Annotated in this window: 19 protein-coding genes; 14 read left to right on the plus strand and 5 right to left on the minus strand. The window is 64.1% G+C overall.

What is annotated here, in order from left to right; all coding sequences use genetic code 11:
* Window positions 1-15 precede the first annotated feature (15 nt).
* The 8 genes from AC1RR3_RS34525 (at window position 16) to AC1RR3_RS34560 (ending at window position 7227) form a co-directional block, all read left to right on the plus strand.
* Entirely contained in the window at window positions 16-726 is a 711-nt protein-coding gene (locus AC1RR3_RS34525) for a TetR/AcrR family transcriptional regulator (RefSeq protein ID WP_492829101.1), read from the plus strand.
* 73 nt (window positions 727-799) lie between these two features.
* Complete coding sequence (locus tag AC1RR3_RS34530) at window positions 800-1771, plus strand: amidohydrolase family protein (protein ID WP_492829103.1); 972 nt, start codon at window positions 800-802, stop codon at window positions 1769-1771.
* Window positions 1771-2655, plus strand: a complete 885-nt coding sequence (locus tag AC1RR3_RS34535) for an amidohydrolase family protein (protein ID WP_492829105.1) — start codon at window positions 1771-1773, stop codon at window positions 2653-2655. Before AC1RR3_RS34530 ends, AC1RR3_RS34535 begins: the two co-directional genes overlap by 1 nt.
* Window positions 2652-3953 (plus strand): C4-dicarboxylate transporter DctA, encoded by a 1302-nt coding sequence (dctA, locus tag AC1RR3_RS34540; protein ID WP_492829107.1) that lies wholly within the window; start codon window positions 2652-2654, stop codon window positions 3951-3953. The genes AC1RR3_RS34535 and dctA overlap by 4 nt, the downstream gene beginning before the upstream one ends.
* 66 nt (window positions 3954-4019) lie before the next feature.
* The gene (locus AC1RR3_RS34545; RefSeq protein ID WP_492829108.1) at window positions 4020-4733 is read left to right on the plus strand and encodes a PIG-L deacetylase family protein; all 714 of its coding nucleotides are present in this window, start codon (window positions 4020-4022) and stop codon (window positions 4731-4733) included.
* Window positions 4730-5413, plus strand: a complete 684-nt coding sequence (locus AC1RR3_RS34550; RefSeq protein WP_492829110.1) for a 4-carboxy-4-hydroxy-2-oxoadipate aldolase/oxaloacetate decarboxylase — start codon at window positions 4730-4732, stop codon at window positions 5411-5413. Before AC1RR3_RS34545 ends, AC1RR3_RS34550 begins: the two co-directional genes overlap by 4 nt.
* A 27-nt stretch (window positions 5414-5440) precedes the next feature.
* On the plus strand, window positions 5441-6310 hold the full coding sequence (locus AC1RR3_RS34555; RefSeq protein WP_492829112.1) for a substrate-binding domain-containing protein: 870 nt from the start codon (window positions 5441-5443) through the stop codon (window positions 6308-6310).
* On the plus strand, window positions 6310-7227 hold the full coding sequence (locus AC1RR3_RS34560; protein WP_492829113.1) for a DUF1932 domain-containing protein: 918 nt from the start codon (window positions 6310-6312) through the stop codon (window positions 7225-7227). Before AC1RR3_RS34555 ends, AC1RR3_RS34560 begins: the two co-directional genes overlap by 1 nt.
* 12 nt (window positions 7228-7239) lie before the next feature.
* Here the strand turns inward: AC1RR3_RS34560 and AC1RR3_RS34565 are convergent, their stop codons facing one another.
* The 3 genes from AC1RR3_RS34565 to AC1RR3_RS34575 form a co-directional block, all read right to left on the minus strand.
* On the minus strand, window positions 7240-7557 hold the full coding sequence (locus AC1RR3_RS34565) for a hypothetical protein (protein ID WP_492829115.1): 318 nt from the start codon (window positions 7555-7557) through the stop codon (window positions 7240-7242).
* Window positions 7558-7730: 173 nt separating this feature from the next.
* Window positions 7731-8936 (minus strand): amidohydrolase family protein, encoded by a 1206-nt coding sequence (locus AC1RR3_RS34570; protein WP_492829117.1) that lies wholly within the window; start codon window positions 8934-8936, stop codon window positions 7731-7733.
* Window positions 8937-8969: 33 nt separating this feature from the next.
* Window positions 8970-10211, minus strand: coding sequence for an amidohydrolase family protein (locus tag AC1RR3_RS34575; protein WP_492829118.1), 1242 nt, complete (start codon window positions 10209-10211; stop codon window positions 8970-8972).
* A gap of 149 nt (window positions 10212-10360) precedes the next feature.
* Between AC1RR3_RS34575 and AC1RR3_RS34580 the strand changes: the two genes are divergently transcribed.
* Window positions 10361-10777, plus strand: coding sequence for a nuclear transport factor 2-like protein (locus AC1RR3_RS34580; protein ID WP_492829120.1), 417 nt, complete (start codon window positions 10361-10363; stop codon window positions 10775-10777).
* Here AC1RR3_RS34580 and AC1RR3_RS34585 read toward each other — a convergent pair.
* Window positions 10774-11526: a GntR family transcriptional regulator gene (locus AC1RR3_RS34585; protein WP_492829122.1), complete on the minus strand. Its 753-nt coding sequence runs from the start codon at window positions 11524-11526 to the stop codon at window positions 10774-10776. The genes AC1RR3_RS34580 and AC1RR3_RS34585 overlap by 4 nt on opposite strands.
* Window positions 11527-11725: 199 nt before the next feature.
* Here AC1RR3_RS34585 and AC1RR3_RS34590 point away from each other — a divergent pair, with 199 nt between their 5' ends.
* The 5 genes from AC1RR3_RS34590 (at window position 11726) to AC1RR3_RS34610 (ending at window position 16934) form a co-directional block, all read left to right on the plus strand.
* Window positions 11726-12586: an ABC transporter ATP-binding protein gene (locus AC1RR3_RS34590; protein WP_492829124.1), complete on the plus strand. Its 861-nt coding sequence runs from the start codon at window positions 11726-11728 to the stop codon at window positions 12584-12586.
* Window positions 12586-13362 (plus strand): ABC transporter permease, encoded by a 777-nt coding sequence (locus AC1RR3_RS34595; RefSeq protein WP_492829335.1) that lies wholly within the window; start codon window positions 12586-12588, stop codon window positions 13360-13362. Before AC1RR3_RS34590 ends, AC1RR3_RS34595 begins: the two co-directional genes overlap by 1 nt.
* Window positions 13363-13402: 40 nt before the next feature.
* Window positions 13403-14428 carry an ABC transporter substrate-binding protein gene (locus AC1RR3_RS34600; protein WP_492829126.1) on the plus strand — a complete coding sequence of 342 codons (1026 nt, stop codon included), beginning with the start codon at window positions 13403-13405 and terminating at the stop codon, window positions 14426-14428.
* A gap of 16 nt (window positions 14429-14444) precedes the next feature.
* Entirely contained in the window at window positions 14445-15884 is a 1440-nt protein-coding gene (locus tag AC1RR3_RS34605; protein ID WP_492829127.1) for an amidohydrolase family protein, read from the plus strand.
* A 141-nt stretch (window positions 15885-16025) separates the two neighbouring features.
* The gene (locus tag AC1RR3_RS34610) at window positions 16026-16934 is read left to right on the plus strand and encodes an amino acid ABC transporter substrate-binding protein (protein ID WP_492829129.1); all 909 of its coding nucleotides are present in this window, start codon (window positions 16026-16028) and stop codon (window positions 16932-16934) included.
* Between the two features lie 10 nt (window positions 16935-16944).
* Here AC1RR3_RS34610 and AC1RR3_RS34615 read toward each other — a convergent pair whose 3' ends face one another.
* Entirely contained in the window at window positions 16945-18186 is a 1242-nt protein-coding gene (locus AC1RR3_RS34615) for an MFS transporter (RefSeq protein ID WP_492829130.1), read from the minus strand.
* Between the last annotated feature and the right edge of the window lie 45 nt (window positions 18187-18231).

The following is an 18231-nucleotide window of genomic DNA, read 5'->3' on the forward strand; positions in this document are numbered from 1 at the left end:
GATAGTACAAATCACATGGTACGCAAGCCCACCAGCAAGGAAACGGCTCGTAAGCCGAACATGCGCGAGGCAATCCTCGCTGCGGCCGAGGAGCTGTTCGCCACCAACGGCTTCAATGCCGTGTCGGTGCGCGACATCGCACAGGCGGCCGGCGCCAATCCCGGCAGCGTCACCTATCATTTCAAGACCAAGGACGGCCTGCTGCTGGAGATCTACCAGCGTCATTGCGGGCCGATGAACCTGCGCCGTTCCGAGTTGCTCGCGGCCGCCAAGCGGGTGCGCGATCTCCAGGATCGGCTGGAGGCGATCGTGCGGGCCTATGTGGTGCCGGCCTTCACTTCGGGCAGCGATCTCGCCGGCGGCGGGGCGCGCTTCACGCGGCTGCGTGCCGTGATGTCGGCCGAAGGCAACGAGGTCGCGCGAAAAATCATCGCGCAGACCTTTGACGACACCAGTCACGCCTTCATCGATGCGGTTCACGATAGCCTGCCGCATGTCCCTCGCACCGACATCGTCTGGCGCAGCCATTTCCTGCTCGGCGCACTCTATTATTCGCTGGTGACACCGGACCGCGTCTCGCGCCTGTCGCGCGGCGAGGCCGATGGCAGCGATGCCGCCAGCGCCATCGAGCAATTGGTGCAGGCGACCGTTGCCGCGTTCCAGGCGCCGGCGCTCGATCAGGCCGCACCGGCGAAGCGGCGGCCAGTCGTCAGCAGCAAGACTTGAAAGAAACCGCCGGGAGGAGGCGCCTAACAGCGCTTTCGCTCGCAAGCGGACCATGTGACAGGGTGTTGAGGAAATGAACAGGCGTGAGTGTTTGCATCTCTTGACTGGATTGGCCGGTGCCGCGCTCGCGAGCGAAGCATACGCGCAATCGGCCGAGCCCAAAGCCGAATCCAAGGCGATTCCGACGATCGAGCCGCCGGATCCCAATCCCAAGACGCCGTCCTTCAAGCTCCCGCCAAAGTCCTGCGACACCCACACCCACATTTTCGGGCCGGCGTCGCGTTATCCCTTCGCGGAAAAACGCCCCTACAATACGGCCGATGCGCCGCTGGAGACGTTCCGCAGCCTGCATCAGAAGATCGGCGTCGAGCGCTGCGTCATCGTCAATGCCACCGTGCACGGGACCGACAACCGCGTCGTCACCGATGCCATCGCCCAGAGCGAGGGCGCCTACAAGGGCATCGCCAACGTCAATGACGAGATGACCGAGAAGGAGCTTGCGGCGCTCGACAAGGGCGGCATCTGCGGCTGCCGTTTCGCCTTCCTCAAGCGCCTCGGTGGCGTCGGCGATATGACAAAATTCCAGCGCATCGTGCACCGCGTCGCCGAGCTCGGCTGGCACATCGACGTCTATTTCGAGCCTGGCACGATCGCCGAATTCGCGCCTGTTCTCACCGCGCTGCCGACGCCCTACGTGATCGATCACATGGGCACGGTTCAGGCCGGGAAGGGGCTCGATGATCCCGGCTTCACCGCGCTGCTCGACCTCCAGAAGAAGGACGAGAAGTGCTGGGTCAAGATCACGGGCCTCGAACGGGCATCCGCGGCCGGCAAGCCGTTCCACGACGCGGTGCCGTTCGCGAAGGCGCTGATCGACAACGCGCCCGATCGCGTCATCTGGGGCACCGACTGGCCGCACCCCAACGTCAAGATCATGCCGAACGATGGCGACCTCGTCGACCTGATCCCGCTCTACGCGCCCGACGCAAAGGTCCAGCAGAAGCTGCTGGTCGACAATCCCGCACGCCTGTTCAAGTTCAGCTGATGACAATGATGTACACGCCGACCATTCCGCCGCCCGATCCGAACACGCGCATGCCGAAGTTCAAGCTGCCAAAGCTGTCCTGCGACGCGCATTGCCACATCTTCGGCCCCGGCGCGAAATACCCTTACGCGCCCGACCGTTCCTACACGCCGCCGGATGCGCCGCTGGAGGATTTCCGTATCCTGCATGCCAAGCTTGGGGTGGAGCGCGCGGTCATCGTCAATGCCAGTGTGCACGGCACCGACAACACGGTCGCGCTCGATGCCATTGCGCAAAGCAATGGCGCCTATCGCGCGGTTGCGAACATCGACGACAGCATCACCGAGCGTGAGCTTCGCGTGCTGCACGAGGGCGGCTTCCGCGGCTGCCGTTTCAACTTCGTCCGCCATCTCGGCGGTGTTCCCGACAAGCGCGTGTTCGACCGAATCATCGCGATGGTCGCGCCGCTCGGCTGGCACATCGATCTGCATTTCGACGCGATCGATCTGCCTGAATATGCCGACATGCTGACAAGGCTGCCGCTGAGCTACACCATCGACCATATGGGCCGGGTGAAGGCGTCGGAGGGGCTTGACCAGTTGCCGTTCAAGATCCTGATCGAGCTGATGCAGCGCGACGAGAAATGCTGGGTCAAGATCTGCGGCTCCGAGCGGGTGTCTTCGGCAGGACCACCCTTTACCGACGCGGTGCCGTTCGCGCGAAAAATCGTCGAGACCGCGCCCGACCGCATCATCTGGGGCACCGACTGGCCGCATCCCAATGTCAAGGCGATGCCGAATGACGGCGACCTCGTCGACCTGATCCCGCTGTTCGCGCCGGAGCCGGAGCTCCAGCAAAAAATCCTCGTCGACAATCCCGCGCGCCTGTTCGAGTTCGACCAATGACGACGCTCGCGATCGACAAGCCGCGCGGGCGTGCCTGGTGGAAGGAGCTCTGGATCCAGGTGCTCATCGCCATGGCGGCCGGCATCGCGCTTGGGATCGTCAGCCCGGAGGCGGGCGCCAAGATGCAGCCGCTCGGGGACGCCTTCATCAAGGCGATCCGGATGCTGATCGCGCCGATCATCTTCTGCACCGTCGTGCACGGCATCGCGCATATGGCCGACATGGCACGCGTGGGGCGTGTCGCGGTCAAGGCGATCGTCTATTTCGAGATCATGACCACGATCGCGCTGATCATCGGTCTCGTTGCGGTGAACCTGCTCAAGCCCGGCGTCGGCATGAACATCGATCCCGCCAGCATCAATGCCAGCGCGATCGAGCCCTACGTCAAGCAGACCAGCGTCATCGGCTTCGTGCCGTTCCTGATGAATATCGTGCCGGCCACTTTCATTGGCGCCTTTGCCGAGGGCAACATTCTCCAGGTGCTGTTCATCTCTGTGCTGTGCGGGTTTGCATTGGTGCAGCTCGGCGAGCGCGCCGCGCCGCTGGTTCACCTGATCGACATCGCCGCCAAGATGGTATTCGCCGTCGTCGGCTTCGTGATGTGGGCGGCGCCGATCGGCGCGTTCGGGGCCATCGCCTTTACGGTCGGCAAGTTCGGCGTCGGCTCGCTGGCTTCGCTCGGCAAGCTGCTCGGCGGCTTTTACCTGACCTGCGTGATCTTCATCATCGTGGCGCTCGGCCCCGTCGCGCGGCTCTGCGGCTTCTCGCTGCTCAAGCTGATCCGCTACATCTGGGAAGAGCTGCTGATCTGCATCGCCACGACGTCGTCCGAGACGGTGCTGCCGCGGATGCTGACCAAGCTGGAGAAGGCGGGCTGCGAGAAGAGCGTCGTCGGGCTGGTGATCCCGACCGGCTATTCCTTCAATCTCGACGGCACCTGCCTGTACCTGGCCGCCGCCTCGGTGTTCCTGGCGCAGGCAACCAATACGCCGTTCGGACTCGCCGAGCAGATCGAGCTGCTGCTGATCCTGCTCGTGACCTCCAAGGGCGCGGCGGGGATCGCGGGCGCGGCCTTTGTCGTGCTGGCGGCGACGTTGTCGGCGACAGGCTCCATTCCGGTGACGAGCGTCGCGCTGGTGCTCGGCATCCACCGCCTGATGTCGCAGGGCCTGACGCCGACCAATCTGATCGGGAACGCGGTTGCGACCATCGCGATTGCCAAATGGGAAGGGGCGCTCGACAGTGAGCGCCTGAGGTGCGTGCTCGACGGCGAGGAGCCAGCGCCCGTCGCCACCTGATGAATTGGCTTCCTGCATGAGGCGGGAGGCTTATGATGTTGACGAACGAAAGAGGGGAGTTCTCCCATGAAAACAGGTCTCGTGGTCACCGCCCATCCCGGCGACTTCGTCTGGCGCGCTGGAGGTGCCATCGCGCTGCATGCGAAGAAGGGCTATCGCATGAAGATCGTCTGCATGTCCTTCGGTGAGCGCGGTGAAAGCCAGTTCGCCTGGAAGGAGAAGGGCGCGACGCTGGAATCGGTCAAGGCCGGCCGCAAGGACGAGGCGGAGCGCGCCGCAAAGCTGCTCGGTGCCGAGATCGAGTTCTTCGACTGCGGCGACTATCCGCTCAAGCTGACGGAAGCGCATTTCGACCGGATGGTCGACATCTACCGCGAGCTCAATCCGCGCTTCGTGCTGACGCATGCGCTGGAAGACCCCTATAATTTCGACCATCCGAACGCGGCGCATTTCGCGCAGGAGACGCGTGTGGTCGCGCAGGCCATGGGCCACAAGCCCGGCGCGCAGTACAAATATTCCGCGCCGCCGGTGTTCCTGTTCGAGCCGCACCAGCCGGAGCAATGCAATTACAAGCCGGACCTGCTCCTCAAGATCGACGAGGTCTGGAAGGAGAAGTACGAGGCGTTCCAGATCCTCGCCGCGCAAAAACACCTGTGGGGCTATTACGAACGCGTTGCGCTGAACCGCGGCATCCAGGGCAGCCGCAACACCGGCGTGCCCATGACTTATGGCGAGGCCTATCAGCGCCTGTTCCCGACGGTTGCGGAGGAGTTGGCATGAAGCCCGTCGTCGTTCGCAACATCAAGCGTGCGGATCCCGCCGGCATGGCGGAGTACGGCGTCTCGACCGTGCACGAGGCCTATGGCCGCCTCGGCCTGATGAAGCCGTATTTGCGCCCGGTCTGGGCGGGGGCGTCGATTGCCGGTCCCGCCGTCACCGTGCTGGCGCAGCCCGGCGACAATTGGATGATCCATGTCGCCGTCGAGCAGTGCAAGAAGGGCGACATCCTCGTCGTCGGCTGCACCACCGACAACACCGACGGCATGTTTGGCGAGCTGCTCGCGACCTCGCTGCAGGCCCGCGGCGTGCAGGGGCTGATCATCGACGCCGGCTGCCGCGACGTCAAAGCGCTGCACGAGATGAATTTTCCGGTGTGGTCGCGCGCGGTCTCGGCCAAGGGCACGGTCAAGGCGACGCTCGGCTCGGTCAACATCCCCGTGGTCTGCGCCGGTGTCAACGTCGATCCCGGCGACATCATCGTGGCCGACGACGATGGCGTCGTGGTGGTGCCGAAGCGCCATGCGGCCGAGGTCGCCGAGAAGGCGAAGAAGCGCAATGCGGATGAAGGCGGCAAGCGCAAGCGGCTGGGCTCGGGCGAACTTGGCCTCGACATGTACAGCATGCGCGAAGCGCTGGCGAAAGCCGGGCTCGTCTATGTCGATAATCCCGAGGACGTCTGAGCGGGACAAGAGAAGCGGAGCGGGCGGATGGATCGTCTGAAGCTGAAGACCGTGCTCGGCAGTCACCCTCACGTGCTGGCGGTAAAGAGCGGCGAGCTCCGTTCCGACCGCTTCGATCTCGACTTCATCGAGTACACGCCGACCAACACGGCATTCAAGCCGATGGTGCGCGAGCAGGCCTTCGACGTCTGCGAGATGGCGATCGTCACCTATCTGATGGCAAAGGCGCACGGCAAGCCGCTGGTGCTGCTGCCGGCGACCATGCTCGGCCGCTTCCAGCATTCCTATGCGCTGTACAATCCCGCGCATGGAACGCTCGGGCCCTCCGATCTGGAAGGCAGGCGCGTCGGCATCCGCTCCTTCACGACCACGACCGGCGCCTGGATCAGGGGCACTCTCGCCAACGACTACGGCGTCAATCTCGACAAGATCGAATGGGTGACGTTCGAGGACCCGCATGTCGCCGAATATGTCGACACCACCGAGCGTGCGCCGAAGGACAAGAAAGTCCTGCAGATGCTGCTCGACGGGGAGGTTGACGCCGTCCTCGGCGAGACTTCGAACGATCCCAAGCTGAAATCGCTGTTCCCCGATCCCGCTGCGGAGGCCGCAAAGTGGTACGCGCGCCGGGGTGTCGTCCCGGTCAATCATCTCGTGGTCGTGACCGAGCAACTCGCGAAATCGCATCCCGACGTGGTTGCAGGCGTCTATGATCTGCTCAAGCGGAACAAAGAGCAGATGGGGCCAGCTGCAACGCCCGACCTCATTCCGTTCGGCATCGAGGCGAACAGGAAGCCGTTGGAGTTGATCGTCGACTATGCGTTCCAGCAGGCGCTGATCCCGCGCCGCTATGCGGTCGAGGAGCTCTTCGACGAGACGACACGAGGATTGAACTGATGGCTGATAATCCCAGGCGCTGGCAGATCGGGCTGGTCGGCTATGGCGAGGTCGGCAGGATTTTGGCTGAGGATCTGCGCCAGCAGGACATCAAGGTCGCAGCCTTCGACATCAAGCTCGGTGGCGAGCAGGGCGCTCCGCTGAAGGAGCATGCGGCGAAATTCGGTGTTGCGCTGGCGGCCTCTCACGCCGAGCTGACCGCGAAGTCCGATTTCATCATCTCTGCGGTCACGGCGAGCCAGGCCGTGCCGGTGGCAAAGGCTTGCGCGGCCGCGATCAATCAGGGCACCTGGTTCCTCGATTTCAATTCGGCGTCTCCAGGGGCCAAGCAGCGCGCGGCGGCGCTGATCGACGGCGCTGCCGGGCGCTATGTCGAGGGCGCGGTCATGACCTCGGTGCCGCCTTATCGCATCAAGGTGCCGCTGCTGCTCGGCGGCCCCGGTGCGCGCGAGCTGGAGCCGCTGCTGAACGCGATCGGCTTTGCCGCGAAAGTCGCGAGCGACAAGCTCGGCGTGTCCTCGGCCGTCAAGATGTGCCGCAGCATCATGATTAAGGGCCTCGAGGCCATGGTCATCGAGAGCTTCACCACCGCACGCGCCTATGGTGTGGAGGACGCGGTGCTGGCGTCACTCACGGAGACATTCCCTGCGATCAATTGGGAGAGGCAGGGCGCCTATTTCTTCCAGCGTGTGATCGAGCACGGCCGCCGCCGTGCCGAGGAGGTGCGCGAGGTCGCAGAGACCGTGCGCGAGGCGGGGCTGACGCCGTGGTCGGCTCAGGGCACGGCCGAGCGTCAGGCCTGGGTTGCGGATCTCGCCGATGAAGGTCTGTTTGGACCGAAGGGAACGAAGGAGTTTGCCCGCAGCGCCGATTGGCGCATCGAGGCGGACCGTATCCTGGCGAAGGTCAAGCGCTGACGCTGAACGCGTTCAGCTCAGGAGTCTGCTGCCGTCGCGATAGCCCGAGATTTCGTCGCGGGCGAGTTCGATCAAGTCGATCAGGCTTTTGGCTTCCCGGGCGACTTCCGTGGTGCGCTCGCTGCGGAACTCGACGAGGATCATGCGGATGCACTTGTCGGCGGTATCGAGCGTCCACAGCGCGCGGGCCATGTCGTCCTGGGTGCGGATCGCCGAGATGTCGAGGCCCGACAGGACTTCGCCGATGCCGCTCAATCGCTTGACGGCTGTCTCGGCAGGCGTGGAGGCCCGAATGGAATGATAGTCGATGCTACTGAATGCGCTGAACACGTCCATGCTTCCCCGTTGAATGCAGACATCAGTGCGGGTCCTACTATGACCGGCGCCGCGGGACTTGCAATGCGCGCACCTATCGGGAATCGGAGACAATCTACTATCCGGATTAGTACCGGATTCGGATTTTTGGAACGACGAGCGGTAAAATCGAACGGATGTGAGCGATATCAGCCGGACTTTCCCACAACCCTGCCGTTCACGGCGACCAGCCGCCCGTCCTTGTAGACGGAACGCCCCTGCGGCACCGCGACGACGGCTTCGGGCACGTGTTCCGCAGTCAGCGTGACGAAATCGGCCTTGGCGCCGACACGCAGGCCATAGCCCTCGAGCCGCAGCGCCTTGGCGCCTGATGCGGTGACGACGTCGAAGGCGACGCGCAGTTCCGCGTCGATGTTGAAGCCGGAGCGATAGCCAAGCGTCGTCGCCCGGCGCAGCATGTCGCCGTCGCCATAAGGCCACCAGGAATCGCGGATGTTGTCGTTGCCGCTGAACACGGTGACGCCGGCGTTGCGCAAGGCGAGGATCGGCGGAAACGGCCGCGCGCCCGGTGCGTTGGTCATGATCGCGACGCCGGAGCGGGCAAGGATGTCCGCGATCGTCTTGAGGTAATCCGCCGGGATATCGCCGAGCCCGTAGGCATGGCTGACCGCGACACGGCCTTCCATGCCAAGCGCGCGGGTCCGCGCCGCGATCTGCTCGATCTCGAAGGCGCCGAGCGTGCCGATGTCGTGCAGGTGGATGTCGACATCGACGCCGTGCTTGCTGGCGACGCCGAACACGACGTCGAGATGCTTTTCGATATCACGGTCGAAGCTCGCGGGATCGAGCCCGCCGACGAGGTCGGCGCCGAGCCCGACGGCCTCGTCCAGCAATTGCGGCGTGCCCGGGCTCGCCAGAATGCCGCTCTGGGGGAAGGCGACGAGCTGGATGTCGATCAGGCCCTTGTACTCTTCGCGTACGCGAAGAATCGTCTCGAGTGATTTCAGGCCGACCGAGCCGTCGACCATGACATGGCTGCGCATCTGCGTGGTGCCGTGGGCGATGCAGAGATCGAGCTGGTTGCGCGCACGCACATCCATCGGCGCGGCCTCGGCCATGTTCTGCGCCTGGAAGGCGACGCGCTCATGCACGTTGAATCCGTTGGTGCACGGCTTGTGCGGGCGCCAGGCATCGCCATAGAAGCTGGTGTCGAGATGGATATGGCCTTCGACAAAACCGGGAACGACGAGGGCGTTACTAAGATCGATTGTCTCGTTGGCGGCAGCGCGTTCGTCGACGGACGTGATCGCGGCGATACGACCACCCTTGACCGCGATGTGATGTCGAGACCCGCCGTCGAAGCGCGCGTTGAGGAAGATCGTGTCGAAGGTCATCCGGTTCCTCCGTTGGTCGATTGGCGGCGCCTCTCAGCTCCGTGGTGAGAACAGCATGGGCCGCTGTCGCTCAAACGTCTGACGGCCGCTCTTGAACCCCATCAGGATATCCGGCAGTTCCGCGATGGCAAAACGGCTGTCCCTGGTATCGAGCACGATGAGATCGGCGGGATTGCCGACCTTGAGGCCGTAATCGCCGAGATTCATCAGCCGCGCCGGAAGTTCGGTGACGAGATCGAGGCAGGTATCGAAGTCGCTGACCGAGGCATGCGCGACGTTGGCATAGAAATTCGCCATCCGCAGCAGCGAGGCATCGCCAAAGGGCGTGAAGGGATTGAGCACATTGTTGGTCGCGACCGAGCACAGCACGCCGTCGCCTGCGAGCTTGTGCGCGAGCGTCAGTCCGCGCGGTGCATTGTGGGTGGCCTCGCGCCCCATCAGATAGAGATCGGTCGCGGGCAGTACGGTGACCGCAACGCCGGCCTTTGCCAGCTGCGCGGTGGCCGCCTTCATCCGCTCCGGCGGCAATGCCGACAGTTTTGTGGCATGGCCGATCGCGACGCGTCCCCCGTAGTTGCGCCGCTCGGTCTGCCGGCAGACCTCGTCGAGATGCCACCAGGAGGGATCGAGATCGAAGTCGAGATGGAGATCGACGTCGACGTCGAATTCCTGGGCGAGATTGAAGATGCGCTCGAGATGTGCGTTCGGGTCGGTGTCCATATAGGGACAGCCGCCGATCGCCTCGCCGCCGTCGCGCAGCGCCTGCACCAGCAGCTCGTCGCTGCCGGGATCGTTGGTCAGGCCTTCCTGCGGGAAGACGCAGAGCGACAGGTCGATCGCCCAGGCGTAGTCGTGCTTCAGCGACTTCACCGCCTCGTAGCCGCGCAGGCCGATGCGCGGATCAATCTCCACATGGGTGCGCATCCGCGTCGTGCCGTGCACGATGGCGCGTTCGAGCACGCGGGATCCGCGCGCGTAGACGTCCTCGACGGTAAAATCCTTCTTCATCCCGGCGACGGCGCGGATCGCCTCCGAGACGCTGCCGTGATTGTGCCCGCAGCGTCCGAGCAGGCAGGCCTTGTCGAGATGGATGTGGGTGTCGACGAAGCCGGGCAGGGCGAGATGGCCGCCGAGATCGACCTCGACGGCCTCGCAGGCGAGCTTGGGCTCGATCGCGGCGATGCGGCCGCCCTTCACGCCGATGTCGACGGGTGCGGCGGATGATCGCAACAGCGCGTTGCGGAAGATCAGGTCGAGGGCGCTCTGGGGGGTCATGGCATCGAATTCAGCTGTGATAGCCTAGCGGAAGCTTCGGGAGCGGGCAGCTCCAGATTGTGTGCAGTTCTGCCGCCAAATTGTTCAAAAAATGTGCATGCAGTTTGAGGCGTGAATTGTAGAATGCCGGCACCTCGGAGAACCCACCCATGTCCGCTCCTGCCAAAGCCGAATGCCCGATGACCGACGCCGAGATCGTGGAGGCGTATCTCACAGCCTCGATGATACCCGATCCCGACGCCGCGGCCGCCTATATGAAGCCGGGCACGGCGATCACGTTCACCGGCGGGCGCGAGTTCGATCATCCGCGCGGGCCGACCGGCTTCAACGCAAAACGCTATCGCTGGGTCAAGAAGAAGATGGACCGGTTCGACGTCTGCCCGGGCGCGGACGAGACCGTCGTCTACAGCGTCGGCACGCTCTATGGCGAGTGGATGGACGGCACGCCGTTCGAGGGCAACCGCTATGTCGATCGCTTCGTCGTCAGGGGCGGGCAGATCGTGAAGATGGACGTCTGGAACGACAGTGCCGAGCGCATTCTGGTCCAGCGCGGCATTGAGGCCTAACCTCTGCGAGCCACTTTCGGCAGCTTGACGACGCGGTCGCTCGTCACCTCGTCGGCATAAGGCGCGAGGATATCGAGCAGATCGCGTCCGCGCTGCGGAGTGGGGGCCACCAGCGCGCGATTGGCCACGGAATCCAGGTGATGGTGCATCAATTCCATCACCTTGGTCTCGTCGCCCTTGGCGAGCGCCGAGATGATGGCGCGGTGCTCGTTGATGGCGCATTCGGTGGAATGCGGCCGGCTATAGAGCGACAGCGTCAGACAGCAGCGATAGGCGACCTCGCTGACATAACGCACCAAAATCGGGCTGTTCGTCATCTGCGCGAGCAGGATGTGGAATTCGGTGGCAAGCCGGATCGAGACCGGATCCGTGCCGCCGCGCGCGCGGTCCTCGGCATCGACATGGGCGTTCAGCTCGGCGATCTGCGCCTTGGTCAGCTTGCCCGCGAGCTGGCGGACGACAAGGCCTTCAAGCTGGATGCGAATGTCGAAGGCATCGCGCGCCTCCTGCCAGCTCGGCGTCGCAACCACGGCGATGCGATTGCGGCGGAGCTCGACCAGGCCTTCCGCCGCGAGCTGCCCCAGCGCGTGGCGCGCAATGGTGCGGCTGACGCCGAAACGTTCGCCGAGCGAGTCCTCGGGCAGTTTTGCGCCGGGCTCCAGCGCCTGCTCGATGATCGCGCGCCGCAGGGCACGGCAGATTACGCTGACCTTGTCCGATGATTCAGAAGTCTTGGGGCGCGCCGCCATCGGCGAATCCTTGAGGGGAGGGTCGAAGGCTCTCTTTAGCACAGGCCTGCGCCAATCCAGCGCTCCAATTGCATGCAGTTTGGCGCCCAGGTTGCCTAATTCGAAATCCGATCGTCTGGCCGATCATTTGGCCAAATCACCGATTTTGCGGACGTAGAAGGCTGGCATCCAGCTTGCATGCACTTTGGCTGTGATGCGCATGCAACCCAATGATCAGTTTGACGGCCGGCCCGTTCCCGACGGTGCAGTCGCAACCGCCATCGAGTTGTCCGAGGCGTCGGTGACCTTCGGGCGCGGCGATCGGGCGGTGCCCGCTCTGTCGACGACCAGCTTGCGGATCGCCGACGGTGAGTTTGTCGCATTGGTCGGCCCGTCCGGATGCGGCAAATCGACCATTTTGCGTCTGGTCAGCGGTCTGGTGCAGCCAACCAGCGGTGTCGTTATCGTCGGCGGCCGCGAGGTCGCGGCGCGGGCGCTGCGCGTCGGCATGGCGTTCCAGAATCCGACCATGCTGCCGTGGATGACGATCGAGCGGAACATCATGTTGCCGCTCAAGATCGTCGAGCCGTTCCGCTCGAATTTTCGCAGGCTGCGCAAGACCGAATACCGCGACAAGGCCAATGCGCTGCTGGAGCAGGTCGGCCTCAAGGGATTTGGCAGCCATTTTCCCTGGCAGCTCTCCGGCGGCATGCTCCAGCGTGCCAATCTCTGCCGCGCGCTGATCCACGAGCCGCGCATGCTGCTGCTGGACGAGCCCTTCGGCGCACTCGACCAGTTCACCCGCGAGGAGCTGTGGGCGATCCTCCAGAACCTCTGGATGACGCACAAGCCGACGGTGCTGCTGGTGACGCACGATCTGCGCGAGGCCGGCTTCCTTGCCAGCCGCATCTGCGTGATGAGCGCGCGCCCCGGCCGCATTCTCGACGACAGCCGCGTCGAATTCGCGCGGCCGCGCACGGTGGCCATGACGTTCGAGCCGGAATTCGTCGCGCTGAACCAGAAGCTGCGCGCCTTCATCGAGGATGCGCGCAGCGTAGCCCAGCAGGGGACGGCCTCATGATGTTCGGGGTCAACGTCAGGCAGAAAGCCTGGTCCGCTGGACTGATCGTGCTGTTCTTCGTCGCCTGGGAACTGTTCTGCCTGATGACGGGCATGTCCGATCTGGTGCTGCCGCGGCCGTCGCAAGTGTTCGTGACCTTGTACCAGCGCCTTCCGGTGCTGTGGCCGCATATCTTACAGACGCTCGGGACCACCATGCTCGGCTTCGTGCTCGGCGTCGCGCTCGGTGTTGTCCTCGGTGCGATCATCGGCGTCTCGAAGACGGCCTATGACACCTGCTATCCGCTACTGATCGGCTTCTCTTCGATCCCCAAGGTCGCTGTGGTGCCGATCTTCGTGCTGTGGTTCGGCTCCGGCACGGTGCCGGCGGTGCTGACCGCGCTGTCGATCTGCTTCTTTCCGATCGTCGTCAATATCGCCACGGGCCTTGCCACCACCGAGCCCGAGCTTGAGGATGTACTGAAGGCGCTCGGCGCCAGCAAGTTCGACATCCTCTGGAATGTCGGCCTGCCCAGGACCATGCCGTTCTTCTTCGCATCCCTGAAGGTCGCAATCTCCTACGCTTTCGTCGGCGCGGTGCTGTCGGAGACGGTCGCCTCCAACCGCGGCCTCGGCAACGTCATGATGACTGCGTCTTCCAATTTCAACGTGCCGCTGGTGTTCGCCAGCCTGTTCGTGCTCGCCGCACTCGGCGTCGCGCTCTACGTCGTGTTCTCGCTGATCGAAGGGCGCGTCACCGGCTGGGCCACGCGCAAGAACGACGTGATCGCCACCTGAATTCTTGAACCGTCACGCAACGAAGCTTGAGGAGGTCTCGATGTTGAGAAAAGTAACTGTCGCGCTGCTGGGATTGGCCCTGTCCGCGGGCGTCGCCACGGCCGAGGAAACGACGATCAAGTTCACGCTGGGCTGGAAGACGCAAGGCAGCGATGCCGCGTTCTTCTATGCCAAGGACAACGGCTTCTTCAAGGAGGAAGGCCTCAACGTCGTGATCGACCAGGGCGAGGGCTCCGGCGCCACCGTCACACGCGTGATGTCCGGTGCCTATGATGCCGGCTTCGGCGACATCAACGCCATCATCCAGAACGCCTCGACCAAGCCGCAGGAGGCACCCGTCATGGTCTACATGATGTGGAACCAGCCGCCGTTTGCGATCGTCGCCAAGAAGACCAGCGGCATCAACACCATCAAGGACTTTGAGGGCCACATCCTCGGCGGCGCGCAGGGCACGCCGACGACGCGGCTGTTGCCGGTGTTCACCCGCAAGAACGGGCTCGACGGCGAGAAGATCAAGATCTCCAATATGGCCCCGAACCTCCAGGAGCCGATGCTGATCAAGGGCGACATCGACGCCGCTCTCGTCTTCAACATCACCAGCTATTTCAACCTGGTGCTCAACCGCCAGGACCCGGACAAGGATTTTAAATGGTTCTCGTTCGGCGAGTACGGTCTCGATCTCTATTCCAACGGCGTGATGGTCTCAAAGAAGCTGATCGCGTCGAACCCAAAGGCGGTCGCGGGCCTCGTGCGCGCCATTAACAAGGGTGCGATCGCGGTCGCCAAGGACCAGAACGCCGGCATGAAGGCGGCGCTGAACTACGACAATCTGATCGACGTCGCGGTGGAGAAACGCCGGCTGCAATATTCCTTCGACAAGCTGATCGTCTCGCCCGAGATGAAGGAGATCGGCATCGGCGACATCAAGGACGACCGCATGACGCGTGCGATCGGCATCGTGGTCGAGGGCTATCAGCTCGCCCGCGCGCCGACGCCGGCGGAGGTGTTCTCGCGCGAGTTCCTGCCGCCGCGCGCGGAGCGGGAGTTGGTGTACACCGCCAACTGAGTTTGGAGCGACGGTCATGGCCACGGAGATTTCGGCAACAAGCCTGTTCCATGGCCCTGATCGCGGTGTCAGCGACAACGTCATGCTGCGGCACGACGAAGGCGTCATCACCGACGTCTTGGAAGGAGCGGGGGCGGCCAGCGGCCCGCGCTCCTTCGTCATTCCCGCCTTCGTCAACGCCCATGACCACGCCCGCGCCACCGCGTCGTCCTTCGGCGCTATGGGTATGCCACTCGAAAGCTGGATCCTGCGGACGGCGCTCGGCACGCCGGTCGATCCTTATCTGACCGCAGCCTCAGCGCTGGCTCGTTCGGCCAAGGCCGGCTGCGCTTCCATGATGGTGCATTACACCCGTCCGAGCGGAACGATACCTTTGCTCGACGAGGCCAAGGCGATTGCGAGGGCCGCCTCCGATGTCGGCATCCGCATGGCCTTTGCACTCGCGGTGCGCGACCAGAATCCGATCGTCTATGGCGATGCAGAGCCGATGCTCGCGGGACTTCCCAGCGACGACCGCAAGACCGTCGAAGACCTCTTCGTCCGCGCGCCGATGTCGCCGAAGGCGTATATCGAGCTGACCGACGCGATTGCCTCTGCTATCGCCGGACCGATGGTCGACGTGCAGCTCGGGCCCGCCGGCGTGCAATGGTGCTCGAAGCCGCTGCTGGAGGCCGTCGCCGAGAACTCGGAGAAAACCGGCCGTCGCATTCACATGCACCTGCTGGAGACCGTGTATCAGCGCGCCTGGGCTGACCGGCATTTTCCGGACATGGTGCGCTGGCTGCGCGATATCGGTTTCCTCTCAGAGCGGCTGACGCTGGCGCACTGCATCCACGCGCGGCCGGACGAGCTGGAAATGATCGCGGCCTCCGGCACGCGCATCGTCACCAATTTCAGCTCGAACATGCATCTGCGCTCGGGGCTCGCGCCGATCGCCGCCGCGCATCAATGCGGCTGCGCAATCACGGTCGGCGTCGACGGGCTGGCGCTCGACGAAGACGATGACATCTTGCGCGAGATGCGGCTGGTGCAGATGGTCCACGGCGGCGTCGGGTTCAAGGCGACATGGACGCCGGCCGACATGTTCGCTCTTGCTGTCCGCAATGGGCGTCGCGCCACCGGCGCGCCAGGGAGCGGTGAACTCGTCGCCGGCAACCCCGCCGATTACGTCGTGATCGATCTCGATCGTCTCGATCGCGACCGGATCATGCCCGTCGACCCCATGGCGCTGCTGTTCGCGCGCGGCAATGCGTCCCTGGTGAAGGAGGTCGTCGTCGCCGGCAAGACCATCGCGAGGGACGGGGTCTGCGTGGGCGTTGACCTGCCGGCGATCGAGCAGGAATTACGGGCGATGTACCGCGCCAACGTCTGCAAGCTCGGAAGCTTTCAGCGGATGTGGCCGTCCGTGTCGGAGCGGCTATCCGGCTGGTTCGAGCAGCAGCTCACCTGCGAATAGGGCGCGACGCCGCCTTTGTTCCGGCCGATATAAAACCGCGATAGCTGTTAGGCGGAACCTTGTCTGGCGGTTGGTGCTGCCCTGGGCTACACCGTGCGCGGCTGCGCGCCGGCGCCGCCGATAACCCTCAAGGAGCCCTCAATGCGTCTTCCCACCGTTCTCCTGGCCCTGACATGTCTTGCAGGCGCAGCTTCAGCCGAAGACCTGTCGGGCACGCTCCAGAAGGTCAAGGAGACCAGGAAGATCACGTTGGGCTACCAGGAGGCCTCGGTCCCCTTCAGCTATCTTGACGGCAACCAGAAGCCGGTCGGCTTTGCCATGGACATCTGCCTCAAGATCGTCGATGCCGTGAAGAAGCAGCTCGGCATGCCCGACATTGCCGTCGATTATCTCGCCGTGACCTCGTCGAACCGCATTCCGCTGATGGTCAACGGCACGCTCGATCTGCATTGTTCGGCGACCACCAACAATGCCGATCGCCAGAAGCAGGTCGCCTTCACCAACACGCATTTCCTCAGCGCGACGCGGTTTGCGGCCAAGAAGGCCGCCAAGATCAACACCATCGACGATCTCAAGGGCAAGGCGGTCACGGCGGTGGCGGGGTCGGTCAACCTGAACCAGCTCGCCAAGGTCAATACCGAGCGTAATCTCGGCATCAAAATAATGCCGGCCGTGGATCAGGCCGAAGCGTTCCTGCTGCTTGAGACCGACCGCGCGCAGGTCTACGCGCTCGACGACGTCCAGCTTGCAGTGGCGATTGCACGGTCGAAGGAGCCGGCCCTGTTCATGATCAGCGAAGAGACGTTCTCGAAAGCCGAGCCCTTCGGCATCATGTTGCGGCGGGAAGACGCGCCGTTCAAGGCGCTGGCCGATCGCGCCACCGCGGAGCTTTACGCAAGCCCGGAGATCGAGGTGCTCTACAGGAAGTGGCTGGAATCGCCGACGCCGCCGAACGGCCTCAATTACAACGTCCCGATGTCGTCAGCCCTGCGCAACGCCTTCAAGAGGCCGAGCTCCAGCGCCGATCCTGAGGTCTATGTGGTGAACTGAGGCGAGGGCGTTAGTGCGCCCGCGGCGTGTCGAGGAGCTGGCCCGCCAGCGCTGCGCCGATCGCGGCGATGGCGGCCATCACAAGCGCCCACGAGACGAACAGCCGATGACCGATCAGCGCGCCGCTCAGCAGCGGGGCGCTGATATTCGCGCCCGACATCAGCGACTGGTTGAGGCCCATGATCATGCCCTGGCGGTTGATCGCGGTCGAGCGCGACAATTCCGCCGTCAGCGTGCTGCGGGCGAACATGGTGCTGACGATGATCAGCGTCAGCTCGATTGCGAGCAGGCTGATGTTGTTGCCGGCCGCTGATCCCGCAAATCCCAGCCCCGAAAATCCAAGACCCATGCAGGCGAACGCCGCCATCACGATGCTGCGATCGGAGGCGATCAAGTTCGCGCGGGTGATCAGGAGACCCTGCACCACCATGTTGATGAAGCCGGCATAGGCGAACATCCAGCCGAGCTCGCGCGCACCGAAGGGATGACCGTCAAAGGAGAATCGCGCCGCCAGGAACAGGCCGATCTGCGACAGGAACATCGAGTTGACGAAGAAGAACACGATGAGCAGGCCGAGCAGCCGCCAGGCGTAGCGCATGTCGAGCAGGCTGCGGGTCAGCGTCGGCTCCGGCACGCGGTGCTGGTAGAGCGGCTCGGAGGCCGGGTGATCGGGCGGGAGCAGGGCGATGGTCGCGATAATGCTGATCAGGGAGAGTGCGGCCGCGGCCCAGACCGGTGCAGTCTGCCCGTAGTGGACGAGAAAGCTCGACAGGGCCGGGCCGAGCAGAAGCCCGGTTCCGATCGCGCCGCTGGTCATGCCGAGCGCCTGCTTGCGGGTTGCCGGCGCGCTGTGCTCGGCGGCATAAGCGTGTGCCACCGAGATGTTGCCCGATGTCAGGCCGTCGATGATGCGCGCCAGGAACACCAGCGTCAGATTGCCTGCGAGCGCGAGCAGGACGAAGCCGATGAAGGTCCCGATCTGGCTGACGACCAAAACCTTCCTTCGACCGTAGCGATCCGAGAGCATGCCGACCATAGGGCCGGCGATGAGCTGGCAAACGGCGTAAGCGGAGATCAGCGCGCCGATCAGGAACGGTGTGGCGCCGAGCCGCTGCGAATAGAACGGCAGCAGCGGCAGGATGATTCCCATTCCCGTGGCGTCCACCGCCACGACGACGAAGGTCGGGACGAGCGCCAGCGCGTTCTCGCGCGCTATCGTCTGTCGTACCTCCGTCGCGGAACCCGGGCCCATCCAGCGTCATCCTCGTTCGCATTTGCGTGATCGATCGCATCACGC

Source organism: Bradyrhizobium sp. GW821-FHT13H05, from assembly GCF_058804065.1.